General features: G+C 33.9%; 13 protein-coding genes. 3 read left to right on the forward strand and 10 right to left on the reverse strand.

The window, feature by feature from the left end:
- Window positions 1-94: 94 nt before the first annotated feature.
- The 3 genes from purL (at window position 95) to ABEB31_RS02165 (ending at window position 6,433) form a co-directional block, all read left to right on the forward strand.
- Window positions 95-3,781: a phosphoribosylformylglycinamidine synthase gene (gene purL / locus ABEB31_RS02155; RefSeq protein ID WP_347049699.1), complete on the forward strand. Its 3,687-nt coding sequence runs from the start codon at window positions 95-97 to the stop codon at window positions 3,779-3,781.
- Window positions 3,782-4,052: 271 nt separating this feature from the next.
- A complete protein-coding gene (locus ABEB31_RS02160; RefSeq protein WP_347049700.1) occupies window positions 4,053-4,490 on the forward strand; it encodes a hypothetical protein in 438 nt (145 codons plus the stop codon).
- Window positions 4,491-4,651: 161 nt separating this feature from the next.
- On the forward strand, window positions 4,652-6,433 hold the full coding sequence (locus ABEB31_RS02165; protein ID WP_347049701.1) for an AMP-dependent synthetase/ligase: 1,782 nt from the start codon (window positions 4,652-4,654) through the stop codon (window positions 6,431-6,433).
- A 56-nt stretch (window positions 6,434-6,489) separates the two neighbouring features.
- On the opposite strand, the gene ABEB31_RS02170 is transcribed toward ABEB31_RS02165, so the two are convergent.
- The 10 genes from ABEB31_RS02170 to ABEB31_RS02215 all read right to left on the reverse strand — a co-directional run bounded on the left by ABEB31_RS02170 (window position 6,490) and on the right by ABEB31_RS02215 (window position 19,861).
- Complete coding sequence (locus ABEB31_RS02170; RefSeq protein ID WP_347049702.1) at window positions 6,490-7,035, reverse strand: 3'-5' exonuclease; 546 nt, start codon at window positions 7,033-7,035, stop codon at window positions 6,490-6,492.
- Window positions 7,036-7,128: 93 nt separating this feature from the next.
- Window positions 7,129-7,659 carry a hypothetical protein gene (locus ABEB31_RS02175; protein ID WP_347049703.1) on the reverse strand — a complete coding sequence of 177 codons (531 nt, stop codon included), beginning with the start codon at window positions 7,657-7,659 and terminating at the stop codon, window positions 7,129-7,131.
- A 104-nt stretch (window positions 7,660-7,763) separates the two neighbouring features.
- Window positions 7,764-7,928, reverse strand: a complete 165-nt coding sequence (locus tag ABEB31_RS02180; protein ID WP_347049704.1) for a hypothetical protein — start codon at window positions 7,926-7,928, stop codon at window positions 7,764-7,766.
- Window positions 7,929-8,733: 805 nt separating this feature from the next.
- A complete protein-coding gene (locus ABEB31_RS02185; RefSeq protein ID WP_347049705.1) occupies window positions 8,734-10,062 on the reverse strand; it encodes an SWIM zinc finger family protein in 1,329 nt (442 codons plus the stop codon).
- A gap of 5 nt (window positions 10,063-10,067) precedes the next feature.
- Window positions 10,068-13,172 (reverse strand): DUF6493 family protein, encoded by a 3,105-nt coding sequence (locus tag ABEB31_RS02190; protein ID WP_347049706.1) that lies wholly within the window; start codon window positions 13,170-13,172, stop codon window positions 10,068-10,070.
- Between the two features lie 187 nt (window positions 13,173-13,359).
- Window positions 13,360-13,644: a hypothetical protein gene (locus ABEB31_RS02195; RefSeq protein WP_347049707.1), complete on the reverse strand. Its 285-nt coding sequence runs from the start codon at window positions 13,642-13,644 to the stop codon at window positions 13,360-13,362.
- Window positions 13,645-13,866: 222 nt separating this feature from the next.
- Window positions 13,867-16,353, reverse strand: a complete 2,487-nt coding sequence (locus ABEB31_RS02200) for a DEAD/DEAH box helicase (RefSeq protein WP_347049708.1) — start codon at window positions 16,351-16,353, stop codon at window positions 13,867-13,869.
- A 2-nt stretch (window positions 16,354-16,355) separates the two neighbouring features.
- On the reverse strand, window positions 16,356-17,123 hold the full coding sequence (locus ABEB31_RS02205) for a Hachiman antiphage defense system protein HamA (protein WP_347049709.1): 768 nt from the start codon (window positions 17,121-17,123) through the stop codon (window positions 16,356-16,358).
- A gap of 185 nt (window positions 17,124-17,308) precedes the next feature.
- Window positions 17,309-18,106 carry a TatD family hydrolase gene (locus ABEB31_RS02210; RefSeq protein ID WP_347049710.1) on the reverse strand — a complete coding sequence of 266 codons (798 nt, stop codon included), beginning with the start codon at window positions 18,104-18,106 and terminating at the stop codon, window positions 17,309-17,311.
- Between the two features lie 333 nt (window positions 18,107-18,439).
- Window positions 18,440-19,861, reverse strand: coding sequence for an RtcB family protein (locus tag ABEB31_RS02215; RefSeq protein ID WP_347049711.1), 1,422 nt, complete (start codon window positions 19,859-19,861; stop codon window positions 18,440-18,442).
- Window positions 19,862-20,004: the final 143 nt, after the last annotated feature.

Genomic DNA, 20,004 nt, shown 5'->3' on the forward strand with positions numbered 1-20,004 from the left:
CTTCAACTTTTTTTTAAAGAGAAGGTTTCCAAATTTGCGCTTACTATTTATTTAAACTAAATTTGCACCTCAATACAACAAACTACACACAAAAATGATCCATTTCTTTGAAAACCAAAGCAAAACTGTTTTTGCCGTACAAACGCAAAACGAAATTTCAGCTCAAGACATTTCAAAATTAAACTGGCTTTTTGCCGACGCAAACAAGATCGATAAATCCGCACTGCCGGGTTTTTTTGTTGGTCCGCGTGCCACTATGATCACACCCTGGAGTACTAATGCCGTAGAAATTACTCAGAACATGGGAATTCCGGGCATTATCAGAATCGAAGAATTTCATCCGGCAACGGAAGACTTCAATGATTTTGATCCGATGCTTTCTCAAAAATTCAACGAATTAGATCAGGAAATTTTTACGATCAACATTCAGCCGGAACCGATTCTGGAAATTGATGATATTGCTACATATAATAAAGTTGAAGGTTTAGCTTTAAGCGAAGAAGAAGTAGATTACTTAAACAATCTTGCTGTAAAACTAGGAAGAAAACTAACTGATTCTGAGATTTTTGCTTTCTCTCAGGCCAATTCAGAACACTGCCGTCACAAAATCTTCAACGGAACTTTTGTTATTGATGGCGAAGAAAAAGAGACTTCTCTTTTCAAATTAATCAAAAAAACATCACAGGAAAATCCTAACGATATAGTATCTGCTTACAAAGACAATGTTGCTTTTGTAAAAGGACCGAAAGTGCAGCAATTTGCACCAAAATCGGCTGACAAACCCGATTTTTACGAAGTAAAAGAATTTGATTCTGTTATTTCATTAAAAGCAGAAACCCACAATTTCCCAACAACTGTAGAGCCTTTCAACGGAGCTGCAACAGGATCAGGAGGAGAAATTCGTGACCGTTTAGCAGGAGGACAAGGTTCTTTGCCGTTGGCTGGAACTGCGGTTTACATGACATCGTACTCTCGTCTTAAGTCCGACTCAGCACAGCCCTTCGACTCCGCTCAGGGTGACAGAAAATGGGAAAATGCTGTCGAAGAAAGAAAATGGTTGTACCAGACTCCAATGGATATTTTAATCAAAGCTTCAAACGGAGCTTCTGATTTTGGAAATAAATTTGGCCAGCCGTTAATTACAGGTTCTGTTTTAACTTTCGAACACGAAGAAAACAACCGTAAAATTGGTTATGATAAAGTAATCATGCAGGCGGGTGGAATTGGTTATGGAAAACTGGATCAGTCAATCAAAAAGAAACCACAAGAAGGCGATAAAATCGTAATTCTGGGTGGAGAAAATTATAGAATCGGAATGGGTGGTGCTGCAGTTTCGTCTGCAGATACAGGAGCTTTCGGTTCAGGAATCGAGTTAAATGCGATTCAGCGTTCAAATCCGGAAATGCAAAAACGTGCTGCAAACGCGATTCGTGGTTTGGTAGAAAGCGACAATAATCCTATTGTTTCGATTCACGATCACGGTGCTGGCGGACACCTAAACTGTCTTTCTGAATTAGTGGAAGAAACCGGAGGTTTAATCGATTTGGATAAATTACCAGTTGGCGACCCGACACTTTCTGCAAAAGAAATTATCGGTAACGAATCTCAGGAAAGAATGGGATTGGTTATTGGTCAAAAAGATATTGAAACATTACAAAGAATAGCTGATAGAGAGCGTTCTCCAATGTATCAGGTTGGGGATGTAACAGGCGATCACCGTTTTACTTTCCAATCGCATTCAAACGGTTCCAAACCGATGGATTATGCTTTGGAAGATTTCTTCGGAAGTTCTCCAAAAACGGTTATGACCGATAAAACGATCGACAGAAAATATGCTGATGTTTCGTATTCTGTAAATGATTTCGAAAGTTATTTAAAAGACGTTTTACGTTTAGAGGCAGTTGCATCTAAAGACTGGTTAACCAATAAAGTTGACCGTTGTGTGGGCGGAAAAGTAGCAAAACAACAATGTGCTGGTCCGTTACAATTGCCTTTGAACAATGTAGGTGTAATGGCTTTGGATTATTTAGGAAAAGAAGGAATTGCAACTTCTATCGGGCATGCTCCTATTGCGGCTTTGATTGACCCGGTTGCCGGATCCAGAAATGCCATTGGTGAATCTTTATCAAACATTATCTGGGCTCCGATTAAAGACGGAATGAAAGGGATTTCTCTTTCTGCAAACTGGATGTGGGCTTGTAAAAATGAAGGTGAAGACGCTCGTTTGTACGCGGCTGTTGAAGGCTGTTCTGAATTTGCTATCGAATTAGGAATCAATATTCCAACAGGAAAAGATTCACTTTCGATGAAACAAAAATATCCAAACGATGAAGTAATTGCGCCGGGAACGGTTATTATTTCTGCGGGAGGAAATTGTACAGACATTAGAAAAGTAGTTGAACCTGTTTTACAAAAAAACGGAGAATCTATTTATTATATCAATTTGTCTCAGGATAATTTCAAACTTGGAGGTTCTTCTTTTGCACAAATTAGAAATACAATCGGAAACGAAACTTCTACTATAAAAGATGCGAAGTTCTTCAAAAATGCTTTTAACACGATTCAGGAATTAATCGGCGAAAGTCAGATTTTAGCCGGACACGATATCGGAAGCGGTGGTTTGATCACAACTTTACTTGAAATGTGTTTTGCTGATGTGAATTTGGGAGCAAAAATTGATTTTTCTGCGTTTAATGAAAAAGACTTATTAAAAATCCTTTTCGCAGAAAACATCGGAATCGTATTTCAGGCAAAATCAGATTCAGCTGTTGAAGCGAAATTAAAATCAAATAATGTTGAATTCTTTAAATTAGGTTCAGTTACAACTAACGAAACTTTGGACTTAGGACTATGGACTCTAAACATTCCAACTTACAGAGATATTTGGTTTGAAACTTCATACTTATTAGACCAAAAACAATCTAAAAACGGAAGAGCTCAGGCACGTTTTGAAAACTATAAAAATCAGGTTTTACAGTATACTTTCCCTGCACATTTCACAGGAAAAAAACCAGAAATTGACAATTCTAAGCCACGACCAAAAGCAGCAATTATCCGCGAGAAAGGAAGTAATTCTGAGCGCGAAATGGCAAATGCAATGTACTTAGCCGGTTTTGATGTAAAAGACGTTCACATGACCGATTTAATTTCAGGTCGTGAAACTTTAGAAGATATTCAGTTCATCGGAGCAGTTGGCGGATTCTCTAACTCAGATGTTTTAGGTTCTGCTAAAGGCTGGGCAGGAGCATTTTTATACAATGAAAAAGCAAAAACAGCTTTAGCTAATTTCTTTAAAAGAGAAGACACATTATCTGTCGGAATCTGTAACGGATGCCAATTGTTTATGGAACTGGAAGTTATTAATCCGGAGCATGAAGTTCACGGAAAAATGCTTCACAATCAAAGTCAGAAACACGAAAGTATTTTTACTTCTGTAAAAGTTCAGGAGAATAATTCTGTAATGCTTTCTACATTGGCCGGAAGCACTTTAGGAGTTTGGGTTTCTCATGGAGAAGGAAAATTCAATTTGCCTTTAGCAGAAGAAAACTATAATATTGTTTCTAAATATGCTTATGAAGGTTATCCGGCAAATCCGAATGGTTCTGATTATAACACAGCCATGATGTGTGACAAAACCGGAAGACATTTGGTGATGATGCCTCATATTGAACGTTCTACTTTTTCGTGGAACTGGGCACATTATCCAAAAGACAGAAATGACGAGGTTTCGCCTTGGCATGAAGCTTTTGTAAACGCCAGAAAATGGATTGAGAAAAACTAAAAATATGTTTTTAATACACAAAACGCCCGATAATTCGGGCGTTTTTTTTTGACCAAAACTGCCTGAAACGGACCCATTTAATTACTGGTTTTTTAATTTGATTCATATTACTTTTTTTTCTCTTTTTTGAAGGAAGAAAACTATCTTTTTTTATCTGGCATTTTGTTTAAAAAAAATCAGGATCTAAGGATTTTTCATTCTTTTAGAGAAGTAAAATTAATTTATATTCGCCACAAGATTTTTAGTCCCAAAAACATTAAACCTACATAGAATGAAATTAAAATTACTTTTCTTCAGTTTATTTCTAACTGCTATTCCATTACATGCACAAATTAAGGTTGAACAAATTACACACAAAGGACACGACCGCTACATTACCACAACAATTGGATATCCTGTCGACGGAACTTTTTTGTATGAAGGAAAAAAAGAGCCTGTTGTACAATTAAATACTAATGGAAAGGGAATTTTCCAGTTTGAAGATTTATCAAAGAAAAATATAAGTTGGGGAGTTGAATGTTCAGAAGAAGGCGTTCCTTTATTTAAAGAAGGTTTCAACAGTGCTTCTTATACTTTTTGGTACAAGGAAGATAATCAGGAAGAATGGAATTACACGCAGCTTTCTATTCATTTCAATAAAAAGAAAATGTACATTATGGGAGAGCGCGTAAAAGATTACGAAGATTATAATGACATGACCAAGCATTAAAGAAAATAAACTTTTCTCTCTATTTTATAAAATTTACTAAAAAAAAGAAAACGTTTTCGTTGAATTTTAATAGTACCCATAAATTTTGCCATTTAATTTTATAAAATTAAAAATCATTCCTAATTTTTATTTAATTTGCAGTAAAATTCAATATATTAAACATGGTTTCAATCACACGCCTCTTTGATTTTCCTTATTATCAATTAGAAACTTATAATCTCCCTGTTGCTTTGGCAACTAAAAAAAATGGAGCCTGGGAAAAAACATCCACCCAGGAATATATTGCAAAAGCAAATGCCGTATCACGGGCATTATTGCGCATGGGCGTACAAAAAAATGATAAAATTGCACTAATCACTTCTAATAATCGTACAGAGTGGAATATCATGGATATCGGTATTTTGCAAACCGGTGCTCAAAACGTTCCCATTTATCCCACAATTGCAGAGGAAGATTACGAATATATTTTAAATCACAGCGGAAGTATTTACTGTTTTGTTTCGGATGATGAAGTATATCAGAAAGTAAAAGCCATACGCGATAATGTATCTACTTTAAAAGAAGTATATTCATTTAATGAAATTGAGGGCTGCAAACACTGGTCTGAACTTTTAACTTTAGGAGCTGATGAAAGCAATCAGTCTGAAGTTGAAGCTTTAAAAGAAAGTATTAAGGAAGATGATTTAGCCACTATTATCTATACTTCCGGAACTACCGGAAAACCAAAAGGTGTTATGTTATCGCACAGAAACATTGTTTCTAATGTATTGGACAGCGCACCAAGAATTCCCTTCGATGCCGGAAAAAGTACTGCATTGAGCTTTCTTCCTATTTGCCATATTTTCGAAAGAATGATTTTGTACATCTACCAATATTATGGTGTTTCGGTTTATTTCGGAGAATCTATCGAGAAAATAAGTGACAATTTAAAAGAAGTTCGTCCTACTGTAATCACGGCAGTTCCAAGACTTTTAGAAAAAGTTTACGATAAAATATATGCTAAAGGTGGAGAACTTACCGGAATAAAGAAAAAACTGTTTTTCTGGGCTATCGATCTGGGTTTAAAATACGAACCTTATGGAGCAAACGGATTCTGGTATGAGTTTCAGTTAAAAATTGCGCGTAAACTTATATTTAGCAAATGGAAAGAAGGTCTGGGCGGAAACTTAGATTTAATGGTTTCAGGAAGTGCAGCACTACAGCCAAGATTAACACGAGTTTTTGCAGCGGCAGAAATTCCGGTTATGGAAGGTTACGGATTGTCTGAAACTTCACCGGTAATTGCGGTAAACGACCAGAGAAATAAAGGTTTCAAAATTGGAACTGTTGGAAAAGTAATCCGTAATGTGGAAGTAAAAATTGCCGAAGACGGAGAGATTTTATGTAAAGGTCCAAATGTAATGCTGGGCTATTATAAAGACGAAGAAAAAACTGCCGAAGCCTTAAAAGACGGCTACTTCCATACGGGCGATATAGGAGAAATTGACAGCGAAGGTTTCTTAAAAATAACCGATCGTAAGAAAGAGATGTTCAAAACTTCTGGCGGAAAATATATTGCACCACAATTAATTGAAAATGCTATGAAACAATCCCGTTTTATTGAGCAGATCATGGTTGTGGGTGAAGGCGAAAAAATGCCGTCGGCTTTTATACAGCCTAATTTTGAATTTGTAAAAGAATGGGCCAAAATCCATAAAATAACTTTAGGAAGCACAAATGCTGAAATTGCTGCAAATCCTGAGGTGGTGAAACGCATTGATACTGAAGTGGAAGAAATAAACAAAAAATTCGGACACTGGGAACAAATCAAACGTTTTGAGCTAACTCCGGATGTATGGTCTATTGACGGCGGTCAACTGACACCTACTCTAAAATTAAAACGTAAAATCATTAAAGAAATCTATAAAGATCTTTACGCAAAAATCTACGGAAATAATAATTAATCAAAATAATATAACCAAAAGTAAAACGGCTGTCTAAAATTTAGACAGCCCTTTTTTTAATTGCGTAAACACCAATTCAAAATCTTAGCGATATTTTTGGCATCATCAATTCCTCGGTGATGCGTTCCTTCCAAAGGAATATTCAATAAAGCTAAGGCACCATTCATTCCCGTAGGTTTCTGCAAACCAAATTTCTCTGCAAACCATGTTTTTACATTAATATGTTCAGCTCCCATCGGGTATGTAATTTCGAACGATTTACATTGTTTCAGAAGCATATTCAAGTCGTACTGACCGTAACTGGCCCAGGTATACAAATCTGGATTGTATTCGTCTGTTAGCTGATTGATAGCTTCTTCAAAACTGACACCATTTTGATCCAGTAAATCTTGGGTAATGGTGGTTAGTTCTGTGCAAAACGGACTCACTGTTGAACGCTGCGGTTTTATGAGAATACCTTTGTTTTGGGTAATTTCACCTGTGTGCGAATCCAAAACCGCTAAGCCAATTTCGATAATCTCATTTTGCTGGCCTTTCGGAACTTCGCCCTGCCAACATGTGGCTTCTAAATCTATGATAATAATTTTATCTGTAGTTTTCATTTTTTGTTTTTAATAATTATTTTTAAACTGCCAGCCTATCTGCTGGCAGTCTTCTTAGTTTAAGAAGGTCCCGCTTCAATTGGCCAGATCATGCTAGCTGCTTGACATCTCGATTATTTTTCTCGAAAACATATTTTTAAAGTTTGCAAAAAGACTTATATTCTTCGCCTCCTTTCTCGACTTTTCTTTTTTTGTTTTCTTGCTTTCTTTCCTGATACCCGTTTTTTCAGCTTTAACTTTATTGCTGCTTTCAATTTGCATTGTTTCTTCCAGTCTAAACTTTCTGAACGGACGCGGTTGAAAATCGACCAAAATCGCTGCCATATTTATGGCGTCCATATTGGTTAGGTCGGTTTCTCCTTTAAAGAACGTTTCGATAGGTCTGAACTTATCTTTTTTCTCCTTAAACTTGTTCTTTTTGACAGGATCAAAATCCATGGAGAACATGTTTTTAAAGACGTTCAAATCGTCCGGCGTTGGGTTTTCTTCGAAAATCATCCAACAGAAATCACGTAATTTTCCACGAGACGGTTTGTATAGGTAATCGAAGTATTCGCCTTCTTTTGCGATTTTGTACTTATTAAGAATTGCTTTTTTATAATTTTTTATTGTATTGTTGTGCATGATAATTTATTTTTAAGGTTATTGGAATCTCAGGAACACTTTGTAATTCAGGGAAACCAATAACAATAAAGACTTATCTGCATCTTTATATTATCAACGCAATATCATAAATACGATATTACTTTTTCCCAAAAAAATACCTCAGCATTCCATAGTCTGATGGCTTGCGAATCTGTTTCTTCATCAGAATAGATCAGGAATACACTAAAGCGACCTGTATCTGTTTGATCAAAATGATGATCTGTCTTAATGGCTATTTTTGGATTCATTTTTATTTTTTTAATTTTAAACTTGTTTCTGTTGCCTGCCTGGCAAAAGGACATAAAAAAAGCACCCGATTAAAGGCGCTCACAAAAATTATAAGATATATACATACGTATCTTATTGCTCATGATGATGCACCTGCTTTATTATAAATCCAAAGGCTGACCCTGCTAATACCAATTCTATTTTACTTTTTAAACTGAAATTCATTTTTATAATTTTAATTCATTTAATCTGACGTTATTTTATTCAGATTTGTTTGGCAAATATACTATCGAAAAAATCAATTCTCCAAATTTATTTTAACATATTTTATTGACATACAATTAGTTAACCCTAAAAATAAAGTCAAAGAAATTCCTGTCCGCAAACTGGTGCAGCTCTCTTTTTTTTATCAAGTTATTGTCCTTCATCCAATTACTTTCCAAAATTAATTTTCGGTATTGGCTTTAATTTTCGAATATTTATTCATCAATTTTATTATTATTACATTTTATTTTTTAAGTTAATTCTTATATTTTATTTTAATCATTTACAAACTGCAAATTGCTTTAAAACAAAAAAAGCGCCCTTAATAAAAGGACGCTTTCTATATTTATCTCGATTCGAAATTACAACTTGCTTTTCTCTTGAAAAAAATACATACGCCTATAACTTTTTGTCAGGGCAAATTCTGCCGGACAATCATTATTTACTGTTTTTATTAAACTAGTACGCATTTTCTTTTCTTTTATTGATGTACAAATGTAGCTAATTATTTCTTAATTTAACATTTTATGTTAAAAAAGTTAAAAATAAAACATTTAAAATCTATGAAATAGTCATCTTTACCGCCAAAATATGCTTGCAAATTCCACGTTTTCCCTGATAAGCGGTAAACCAGTCGCACGTACATTTTTGAGAATTTTGATCAATAATCACTTTGTGTAAAACGCCCGAACCTTTTACTTTCGCTTCTATATAATTGGCTTTTCGTTCTACGATTTCAACTTCTTCATTGTTAATTAATTTCTTCGCATTTTTTAAACGCGGATTTAAAGACAAAATCCTTTCGGTTTTAAACGGAAGACGTCTGTAGAAATGCGCTTTTTCGCTTAAATCAAAACCTAATAATCCCATAGAGGATAAATTGGAAGTTAGATTATCCATTGTTCTAAAATCGATATCATTTTCTATCGAAAGCATTGTCGGATCAAACATTTCGTTTGATTTTAATAAATTATTTAAACCGTAAACCCATTCCATAGGCAGATTTTCAGTCATGGTTTCCAGTACATTTCCTTCGCCTGAAAATCCCCGGTAAGAATCTGGAGAAAAAGCCATTAATAATTGCATTTTTCCAAACTCACAAACTATTGCGCAAGTTTGTTTGTCTGACGATTCATACACAAAGATTTTATCTACAATAGAAAGAATTCCTTCCAGAAGTCTCAATCTTTGCACCCCGCCAATTCTTACACTGTCGCTCGATGTTAACGTTGAAAACATAAATTTCCCGGCTCTTTTGGTAATAAAAAAATCGCCTTTTACATTTCCTTTAGGCAGACTTTGAAACAATTGAACGGTCTGAATTTTATTAAGTTCGAATTTCAAATCCATATCGGCAAGATAAAGCTGAACACTCGTTAAGCCTTTTATCCATCTAGGCGGAAGCGTTACTTTTTTCTCGACCACTTTTGCTTTACTTGTAATGACCTGAACATCCTGCTGACCAACAGCAAGTGTAACCTTTTCATTCTTCTGAATAGCGTTTAAAGCATTTAGCATCGGATCATTAAAATCGACATTTGTAGTTCCATTGGCTATAAATTCGCCGTCAATCGCTTCCGGCTTCATATCCAGTCTGACATAAACGCCATTACAGGAAGAAAATCCCTCAAAACGCAATCTCTCCGAACCTGCAGACACAATTGGATCGCGAAGACTGGGCGGAATCGGTCCAAAACTCGAACGCACGACTTTTGCAATTGTACTCCAGCATTTTGCGGTAACATACGGATCCGTTAAACTTCCCCAGAAAAAACACGGAATATTATTGACTTCTTCAATTTCCGTCTGATGCGCCAAAACCAGATTATTAATTCCCTTTGCTTTGCTGTAAGTCGAAATTCCTTTATAATTATATTCTAAATCTGTCATTTTCTTTATTTTAAAATTTGCTTAATTAATGATTTAAGCGAAGCATTATCTTTCCATTGGTCAAAAAAAGCAATAGTTTTAGCCGATGGTTTCTGATTGGTTTTTATCAAAACATCGACATAATTTTCAACCATTTTTTTGAAATTTGTTGGCAGTTTATCTTTTACTTCCAGATTGCCAAAAAAAGAATTAAAAAATTGAAGCAATGCACTATTATGCAAAGGCGAAATATCTTTTAGAGCAATGATTCCGTCGGTCAATCTGGAGAATGCTCCATATTTACCGGAAGCCAGAAAAGCGGCTTTTTCTCCAAATTTCTCCAAATCTATACTTTGTTTTTCAATCAGATTAATTAGAGTTTCTGATGCCAGCAATCGAAGTTCTTTTTTCTCCTGAAATAAACAGGTAGCAAATAAAAAGATCGAAATCTCTGAAAATCTAAATTCCGGTCTGCTGGTCACTTCCAGAAAACCTCTTAATTCCGGTTTAGCACCATCTGCAATTCTGCAGTTGTTCAATAAAGTTACCGCCAAAGCATCTGAGTTTTGCGGCGTTATACTGTGCCAGTAAAAAGTATTTCCGGCGTAATTTAAATTATAATCCCAACTATTAGATCTCGTGTAAATATCCAGACTATAGAGCAAATAATTTGGCGTTTTGGCATGAATTGGAAAATCAAATCGAAGCTCGTACCACGACGGAGATCTTTCTTTTTCTTTGGTTTGATAATTTCTCCACTCGTTCCATTGTTCTTTAAAAGAAAATTTCGGTTCAAATGGTGCAACCACAAACGGAACTTCTTTTATATACGTTCTTTCAAAATCTGTAAAAATCTGATCTGGATAAAAAGTTCGCGCTGCCACTGCCCACAAAGAAAGGTTTCCGGTTTCTTTTGTTGTTTTGCCAAAAGTCGCCAAAACTTTAGAAATCAAGGAAGTGTTATCTATTGTCAGTTTTTCCTCTACACCCAAACAAAATGATAATAAACCTTTTAACTCCCCTTTTACCTCATCCAGTAACGAAATGACTTCTTCTACATTCTCTCTTGGCATTCTGGCAATTGCAATCGCTAAATCTGAATAATCAATTTCTTCATTTGTTTTTTGATACGCAATCACTCTTTCAAGTAAAACTTTTGGTGCAACCCAATACGGTTTATGACTCGGAAAAGAAAGCAATGGCAAAACAGAATTGGATTCGATTTTTTGTTGTGCTTTTACTAACAAAGGCAGAATTAAAGTTAGGGTGTTTATTTTGGAATAATGTTTCAGTCTGCCATCAAATTCACTATTGATGTTTTGAATTTTCCTCAGCAAAAATGATTTCATAAAATCTTTATGTACACTTTCGAAATAAAGTTTTTGCAGTTGTTTTTCGTAAGGCTGTAATTGTGCGGTATATCCTGATGGAAATAAATCTCGTTGCTGAATAAAAGTATTTATTAGAATTTCACTATCCAAAGCTTCTTCAGAACTTATAAAATTCCCGAATTGAAAAACGATATCATTCCAGTCTTTTGGCAATATTACTTCTTCGCTCAATAACAATTCTTTTTTAGGTTCAAATTGATATTCTTCAAAACCGGAATCATCAATTGTCAGAGAATCTTCATCCAAAAACCGATTCAGTCCCGATTTTATATTGCCCTGCATCAAAGTCACATACGAAGACAATTTTTCCTTAAGCTTTTTGTCTTTTACAGAACCCAATTTCAAAATCAATTTTGAGGTACGTTCCTGCAAAGTCAAATCAGAGATTACAAAAACATCAGCGATTAACGATGCAATTGTATTATTGAGTTTCGGATTTCCTTTGCTCATTTTTTCTAAAACCGGCAAAACACTTTTAATCGTTGCTTTGCAATCGCTGCGCATCATTAAAGGCTCCAGCCATTCTAAAAAAGATTTGGTTTTAAATTTCGGATGCGTGTAAATCTTTTTAATCAGATCAATTCCGTAACTGGTAATTGGCGGATACGCATTGTGCAAAAACGAAAATATATTTTCCTGATATACAACCAATTCATCTTCTGTTGCCCCAAATTCCTCCATTCTTTTTCTAAAGAAAGACTTTAGATTATTGTTCCATTCTTTGGTCTGGATCTGAATCGCATTTTCGATAAAAAACGATCGATCCATTTTTTTCTCGTCTATCAAAAATTTAAAAATAATTCCCCAGGTAAGGAACTCGTCATATTTTTGGCTTTCATTGTCCCTAAAATACGTACTATGAAGCACGGTTTCGTAATTAAACAACTCCGGAACATCTCTTTCCCAGGTTGTCTGATCTTCTAAAACACTGGCAATAAAAACTCTGGTTTTCGATTTGGTACGCCACTCGTTTGTCGCCGCCAGACATACCGCATATAATTCGGGATTAAACCGCATCAAACCTTTTTCTTCAAACAAACGCAGAATATGATAATTAAAACTCATCCAATCCTGCCTTCTTACTTTCTCTAAAATAAAACTTTCCAGCCAGTTTGGTTTTGCCCACAACAAAACATCCATTACATGTTGTTTCTGGTCTACTTCGTTAAGCAATTGCAAGACTTCATCCCAGGAACTAATGTCGGCTTTATCAAATAGTGCGATCGCACTTAAGGTAATAATTTCCCTTTGCGTCTGGTCCCCCCGCGTTCCCCAGTTAGAACCCCAGTTATTGCCTGTTTTGTTATTTCTAAGAAATTCCGGTTCTTTAGACAAATCAATGTATTGTGTCCAGAATTTTTTGTTTTTTTTGATTTGCTTTTTAAATGCTTCAATATTTCCTTTGGAATTTTCCTGTAAAAATGGCAAAACCAAATCTATATTTTTAGATTTTATAATGTTGTCATATTCTTCTAAAATTGCTGCCGCACTAATTCCTTTTGCTGTTTTAGGTTTTGGCGCCAAAGCAACTTCCCCACTGTCAGAATATCCTTTTTTGAGTTTTTCATTGACGAGTTTTTCGGCCGTTCGCAAACATTCTTCGTCTGTTGCAAAACTCTTGGTTTGCGACGTTCCCGAAGTTCCGTTTTTGCCGTAAGTAACCTTAAACTCAGATCCTGTAACATTTATCTCCCAGAATTTATCCGAATTTCCATCAATGTATTTGAGACTTTTTTTCATTATATATACTAAACTAAATATTCTTCAACTCTTATTTTATCGAAAGCGTAAAGTAATAAATTATAAAATTATTTTTTCTTAAATTGAAATCTTTTTAGTGTTAAAATTTAATTATCTAAAATTCAACTTAAGGTTAAACTGAAGCGGAAAAAATACCCCGCAAATTGGTATTTGCGGGGTTTGGATTTTATTGGTTGAGTTTTGCAACCGCTATAGTGTTGCACGCATTTACAATTTCTGTATTTGAAAACGGCGACAAAGTCTTTGCCAGATTCCGGCTTGTTCTGAGACAGCTTAACATTTTGAGCCTTAAATCGAGATTATTACCGCTTTCTGTCTCAAGTATAAGCTCGAAAATTTCCTGCAGATACAAAGGCTGATTTTGAAATTCTCCCTCAAACCAAATGTCTGAAAGGAAGCTCGCCACGGAAGGCATTACTTCTTGTTGTGTTTTTTGATTTTCTTTTTGCATAATAGAAAATTTTTGATACGCGAATACCCCGCTTTAGGTGTGCAAAACATTCAAAGGAATGATTTAGGACAGTTTCCTGTTCCTTCACCGTGACGAGGTATTCGTTTATGTTTACTTTAAAAAAGTTTAGGATTTCTCCTTTGATTGTTTTGCTTTGCAAAGATATGTTTTTATTTTAAAAGAAAGAAAAAGATTACTTTTTAATATTTTGAATTGTGATCTTTAATTCAAATATTTTTCAATCTCAAATTTAAACAATTCAGGTTTTGAAGAAAGATATTTTCTAAAAGTAAAAATGTCTTTAGCTTTTAGATTTCCATTAGTATCTAATCCAATATTTAAAATTTGATTATCTTTCCTTAACTCAGAAATTGTACTTACACTTAATCCAAATCTAACTAAATCAATTATTGAGCTGTTAGTGGTACCATAAACTATTTTAAGATAATAATCATTAGGAATAATTTCAAAATCATGAAGAAATGAAATCAATTGAGTTATTTTGTATCCAATAAAATCTTCTTCTATTTTTAATTTAACAATGGCAATATTAATCAAATCTACTCGTGAATCCGACAAATCAATAAAAACTTTGCTGTCATATTTTTTATCACCTTCATCATATTTTGATCTTTTACCAGCTTCTTTTGAAGTTAATTGACCATAACTTGTCCCAATAAATAAATATGGATCATCAGTTATCGCCTTTTTATCAAAATATTCCTTCGTTGAGATTATTCTTTGATTCAAATGCATATGTTGTACTACTTCTATAAAATTATTATAGTAATTTCTAGCTTTTACTTCGCTCAAACGAGAAATTTCAAAATCAGTTATATTATTAAGATGGTTATTGACAAAAATTTCATTAATAATATCAATAATTTTATCATTTTCATTGAAAACATGTTTATTAATATTTTCAATTATAATTTGAATAGCCAAATCTATATTTTCAAAATAATTACTGATCGAATTTTCAATGCAATATCTCTTAATTCTATCAAACTCATTTTTGGGTTCTTCTAAAATAAAGTCTGAGAAATCATTTATCTTTCTATCTTCTAATTTTTGTTTTGTGATACTTTCATCACTTGAAAGATTCAACTCTTCGATATTGTAGCTTTCAGCGATTGGATTTTCAATAACATCTTTTACATTTTCACGATTTAGCTTTTCCATTGTACTCTTCATTGATCTTTTTCCTTGGAATAACTCATGATCCAAAAAATGAATCTTTGAAATTAATCTATCTAAAGTTTTATCATTAAATATAAAATTTAATCTATTTGCTCTACCTATTAAATTAATTAAATCGTTATAAGAAATATTTCTTCTTCCAACTCTATTATTTGTAATAAAAATTGTTTCAATTGGCATGTTAATTCCTTCAAGTACAACCTTATTTGCCACCAAATATTTGATTTCATCAATTTCCCTATATTTGCTTTCTATATATTCTTTTACAATATTTGGTATTTTTCCATGTAAATAAACAACCCCTTTACTAAGAAATTTAGCAAGCTTAAAATCTTTATGAACTTCTTTTTTTAGCACAGAAATTATTTTTTTTATTTCTAAATTATCCTCCTTAGTATCTCTCAAATTATTATATAATCTTTCTGCGAAAAGCTCAATTGTTGGTGGCTTATTCTGATAAAAAAAATTCTTGGATTTTAGATTATGTTTAATATAATCAAAATATGTAATTTTTAAATTTATAGCATAAGTTTCTCCCGAAAATCTATTAAAGAAGTAGCTTTTGTCATTGTTAAAATAATAGACTTCAAAACTTTTAAAATCATGATTAACTTTCTTCACTGAAATTTCTCCTTGAAAAGTCTTTTTTAATTTTAAGTTTTGAACTGAACCAATTAATGGGGATAAGTAAATAATTTTTTGATTATTATTTCTTCTATAATTTAATTGCAATAACCTGGCTAAAATAAAACTTCTTGAATCTCTCTTAAAAATGTTATGAGCTTCATCTACAAATAAAATATCATAATAATTTCTATTATTACTATTTAAAATGCGGGTTGCTCTTTCTTGTGTTAAAATCCCAATAAATCTACTTTCGTTGGAATACATTTCATCATGTAAAACTAATTTATAATCTGCAGACAATTCTTTTAAATCGAGATAAGTTTGAATTAATAATGATTTAGTAGGTACTATAACGGCAATTTTATTTGGCTTATTTATTTTAATAAAATCTTTAACTATTGAACTTTTTCCATATGAAGTTGGAGCAATGTAAGCAATCTCATTTCCTTCAAAGCTTATGATTCTTTTTCTAGAATTATTTTGCTCTAATGATTCAACATAACCTTGTCTAATTTCATAGTCTTTTTTAAACAAACTATAAGCAAAAGCATCAATAATAATATTTTTGGTATTTAATTTCAGTAGTCCTTTTCGGAGTATAAATTCTACAAGTGGATAAAAACCTAACTGCATAGATACATCATATAATGCTTGATACTTATGATATGAAAATGAATATTTGAGGATAATATAGTAACCTATTTTAAAGTAAGAAGTATATCTTTTATCTGCATCATATAATTTAAAAAATAATATAGAACAGCTCAAAAGAAATCGAATTTCTTCGAAAGATAATTCTCTATTTAGACATAAATTTTCAAAATTATTTCTAAACTTTTCGTTATTTCTTAATCTACGTAATTGTTCAATGTCCTTTTCCACTATTAGCTATTTATAAACTTTATAAAATCATCTACACTCTTTTTATTAACACATAAAACATTTAATTTTTTAGCTTCTTTTTTAACTATTTCTTTTTCTAATTTCTTTTGAAGTTCACCATTGTCAATTTTTTTCCAACTCCCTTTAAGATAAATTGTTGAACAAGGTATTATATTAAACTCTTTAATTTTATGTTTTTTATTATTGATAAAATCCGAGCTTAATTTTTTCATATTTTCTGTTAAAGTTTTATTTGGATTTGCTATTTGAATATGATGTTTTGCATTTTCCCAAGGATCATTTATTTCGAGATTTTCTTCACTAGATTCTATTTTTGTTTTAATATCGGAATATGCTTTATTAATTTCGCTAAAGTGAGTATTTGTTAATACTGTCGTCGATTTACTTTCTACTAGCCACATTTCATCATCTAGCATATACAGACCGTCAAATCCTTTCTTTGGTCCTCTTTCTTCTAAATTTTTAAATAGAGAATATTGTTCAAATTTTCTAGATCGTAAATATAAATGGCAAATAAATTCAGCAACAAATCCATTTTTAGCTCTTTCATCCTTTTTCTTTCTATCAATCCATATTTTGATTCTCTTCTTGACGTCCTTAATACCCTCATCATTTATAATTCCATTTCTAATAAATCCGATCTCTTCTTCAATTAATTTTAGAAAATCCTTTGAGTAATTTTCAACATTAATAAAGTTGAGTGTTACTTTCTTATCTAAGGGAATTACCGTATGATTGAAAATATTCATAATTTGCTGTTTATATTTTTTTAATAAAAAACCAATTCTCAAAGTTCTATAAAGTTCTAATAATAATCTTACGGTTTTCCGTAGTTTGCAGAATTATCACTTCCAAATATATATAAACAAAAAGCCTTCAAACCAAGTAAAAACCCCTGATTTAAAAGCCAACAAATAATCTTTATAATTAAAATCTAAATCCCAAAAAACGCTTTAGCATTCCTAGTCGTTTCCTCCGCAACCTTATCCAAAGCAATTCCTTTAAACTGTGCAATGGTTCCCGCAACGTAAGGCAGAAAAGCAGGTTCGCATCTTCGTTCGTGGTATTTTTTTAAAAGGCTATTCGGGACATTTTTTGGAAGCATAAACGGCGCATCGGTTTCGATCATCATTTTGTCGAGCGGTACGTACTGAATGACTTCTTTTAAATGTGCGAAACGTTTGCTGTCTGAAATCGCTCCGGTAAAACCGAGATAAAATCCGTTATCGAGATAGGTTTTGGCTTCGGGCAAAGTTCCCGTAAAACAATGCACCACGGCTTTGGGCAGTTTCGGCAAATAGTCTTTTGTGATATTCATAAACGAACTAAAAGCGGCTCTCTCATGCAAAAACAATGGTTTCTGAACTTCGATCGCGAGTTCTAATTGCGCTCTGTAACATTCTTCCTGTTTGTTTCGGGGCGAAAAATCACGGTCAAAATCGAGTCCGCACTCGCCTACCGAAACGACTTGTTTTTGTTCTAATAATTTCCGAAGTCTCGCAATACTCTGATGATCGAAACTCTTCGCATCATGCGGATGTATTCCCGCCGTGGCATAAAGCACACCCGGATACTGTCTCGCAATTTTTGCGGATTCTTCACTGTTTCTTACGCTTGTTCCGGTAAGGATCATTTGCGTTACGTCGGCATCTACCGCGTCTTGTACGACATCGTCTATGTCGTTTTGGAATTGTTTGTTTGTTAGGTTGATTCCTATATCTATGTATTTCATTTTTTTTAGATTTTTTGTAGAAGAAAGAAGCAAGACTTTATATCTTTCTTCTTTGCTTTTTCTTCTTTGTCTGCATTTTTATTTTTTTGCCACGAAGGTGGTAAGGCTCAAAGTTTTTGTTTCTTTTCTTTGTGTTGAATTAATCTCGCAATCCCGATAGCTATCGGGAGCAGAGGCGCAAAGTTTTTTTGTTTCACGCAGATTTAAAAAAGATTTAAGCAGATCGGCGCAGATTATCTTAAAAAAAAATCTAATTAAATCTGCTAAAATCTGCCGTATCTGAGTGAAACAAAATCTGTGCGCTATATCTTTCTTCTTGCCTCTTTTCTCTCCTTAGTCTTCTCTGCTTCCGTCATCGGCCATTCTAACAAGCTTTGGTGTAAACTTGGCCACAACATCAACCAAATCCTGTTGTGCTTCCATTACCTGATTGATATCTTTATACGCCATGGGAGCTTCGTCCAGACCGGCACCGATAAGTGTGACACCATGATCTCTCAGGATCGATTTCATCTCTGTTTTCGTAATGTTTTTAATCGCCTGAGTTCTGCTCATTTGTCTTCCGGCTCCATGCGACGCGGAGTTTATGGCGTTTTCCTCGCCTTTTCCTCTCACTAAAAATCCCGGTGCGGTCATAGATCCCGGAATGATTCCCATCACGCCTTTTCCTGCTGGAGTTGCTCCTTTTCTATGCACGATTACCTCTTCGCCGTTCCATATTTCTTTCCAGGCAAAATTATGGTGGTTTTCGACTTTGGCTAAAATTGTAGCTCCCAAAGCACGTTCCATTTTGTTATGGATAATCTCGTGACAAGCCGAAGCGTAGTCTCCCGCCAAATTCATAGCCATCCAATATTCCTGACCCAATTGTGAGTTCATATCCAGATACGCTAAATTTCTAGCTACTTCCGGAAGTTTACATTCGTCTTTGGCTATTTTAGTATAATGTCCCGCGATTGTTGCTCCCATTCCGCGTGAACCGGAATGCGTTAACAAAGCCACATATTTTCCTTTTGGGATATTTAAAACGGCATCGTCTTTGGCAAATTCCATAATTCCGAATTCCACGAAATGGTTTCCACCACCCGAAGATCCTAATTGCGACCAGGCTTTATCTTTTAAATTCTTCACAAACGGATTCATATTGAAAGTATCATTCTCCAAAACCGCATGATCTGATTTGTACTGACCTTGAAATCCGTGACCGGCTCCGAAAACAGAATTCGTTATTAATTCTTTTTTGAATTTGGCTTCGTTTTCAAAGTAAAAATCTTCCTGAATATCATAAACCGACAAGGCCATTCTACACCCAATATCAACACCAACACCATACGGAATAATAGCGTTTTTAGTCGCTAATACACCACCAATCGGCAATCCGTAACCTTGATGAGCATCTGGCATTAAGGCTCCCGCAACTGTCACTGGCAATTTCATGGCTACTTCCATTTGTTTTCTCGCACCGTCTTCGATATGATCCAATCCGTAAGCCGAATACGCATTTGGATTTGGATTTAATGCAATAAAGTCTTCCGCTTTTTCATTCGCTTTTTCGATTAAAGCCACAGCCAGCTTGCTGAATACTTTATCGTCTATATAATTTTCCGGAGTTGCTAAGACGTTTTTGAAATTGGCAATCATTTCGTCTCTTGTAAATCCGTTTCTTTTGCTGTTTATTTTTAAGGCAATCCCGATTATTTTTCCTTCAGGGAATCCTAATTCTAATATATCTGTACCGTTTATTTGTGTTTTCATTTTTTTCTTTTTTTTTAAGGGACAAAGATCCAGAGGTTGATAGGTGCAAAGGTTTTACACTGCTACGCAGTTATTTTGCGTAGATTATTATTTCTCGCAAAGTCGCTAAATCGCAAAGTTTTTTTGCCACAAATTCCACAAAT

It is taken from the genome of Flavobacterium olei, from assembly GCF_039749035.1.
Taxonomy (GTDB): domain Bacteria; phylum Bacteroidota; class Bacteroidia; order Flavobacteriales; family Flavobacteriaceae; genus Flavobacterium; species Flavobacterium olei.

Excerpts from the sequence above, each read along its gene's own strand:
- ABEB31_RS02195 (WP_347049707.1), bottom strand. The coding sequence starts at position 13,644 with ATGCAAAAAGAAAATCAAAAAACACAACAAGAAGTAATGCCTTCCGTG.
- ABEB31_RS02170 (WP_347049702.1), bottom strand. The coding sequence starts at position 7,035 with ATGAAAACTACAGATAAAATTATTATCATAGATTTAGAAGCCACATGT.
- ABEB31_RS02205 (WP_347049709.1), bottom strand. The coding sequence starts at position 17,123 with ATGAATATTTTCAATCATACGGTAATTCCCTTAGATAAGAAAGTAACA.
- ABEB31_RS02215 (WP_347049711.1), bottom strand. The coding sequence starts at position 19,861 with ATGAAAACACAAATAAACGGTACAGATATATTAGAATTAGGATTCCCT.
- ABEB31_RS02175 (WP_347049703.1), bottom strand. The coding sequence starts at position 7,659 with ATGCACAACAATACAATAAAAAATTATAAAAAAGCAATTCTTAATAAG.
- purL (WP_347049699.1), top strand. The coding sequence starts at position 95 with ATGATCCATTTCTTTGAAAACCAAAGCAAAACTGTTTTTGCCGTACAA.
- ABEB31_RS02160 (WP_347049700.1), top strand. The coding sequence starts at position 4,053 with ATGAAATTAAAATTACTTTTCTTCAGTTTATTTCTAACTGCTATTCCA.
- ABEB31_RS02180 (WP_347049704.1), bottom strand. The coding sequence starts at position 7,928 with ATGAATCCAAAAATAGCCATTAAGACAGATCATCATTTTGATCAAACA.
- ABEB31_RS02190 (WP_347049706.1), bottom strand. The coding sequence starts at position 13,172 with ATGAAAAAAAGTCTCAAATACATTGATGGAAATTCGGATAAATTCTGG.
- ABEB31_RS02210 (WP_347049710.1), bottom strand. The coding sequence starts at position 18,106 with ATGAAATACATAGATATAGGAATCAACCTAACAAACAAACAATTCCAA.
- ABEB31_RS02165 (WP_347049701.1), top strand. The coding sequence starts at position 4,652 with ATGGTTTCAATCACACGCCTCTTTGATTTTCCTTATTATCAATTAGAA.
- ABEB31_RS02185 (WP_347049705.1), bottom strand. The coding sequence starts at position 10,062 with ATGACAGATTTAGAATATAATTATAAAGGAATTTCGACTTACAGCAAA.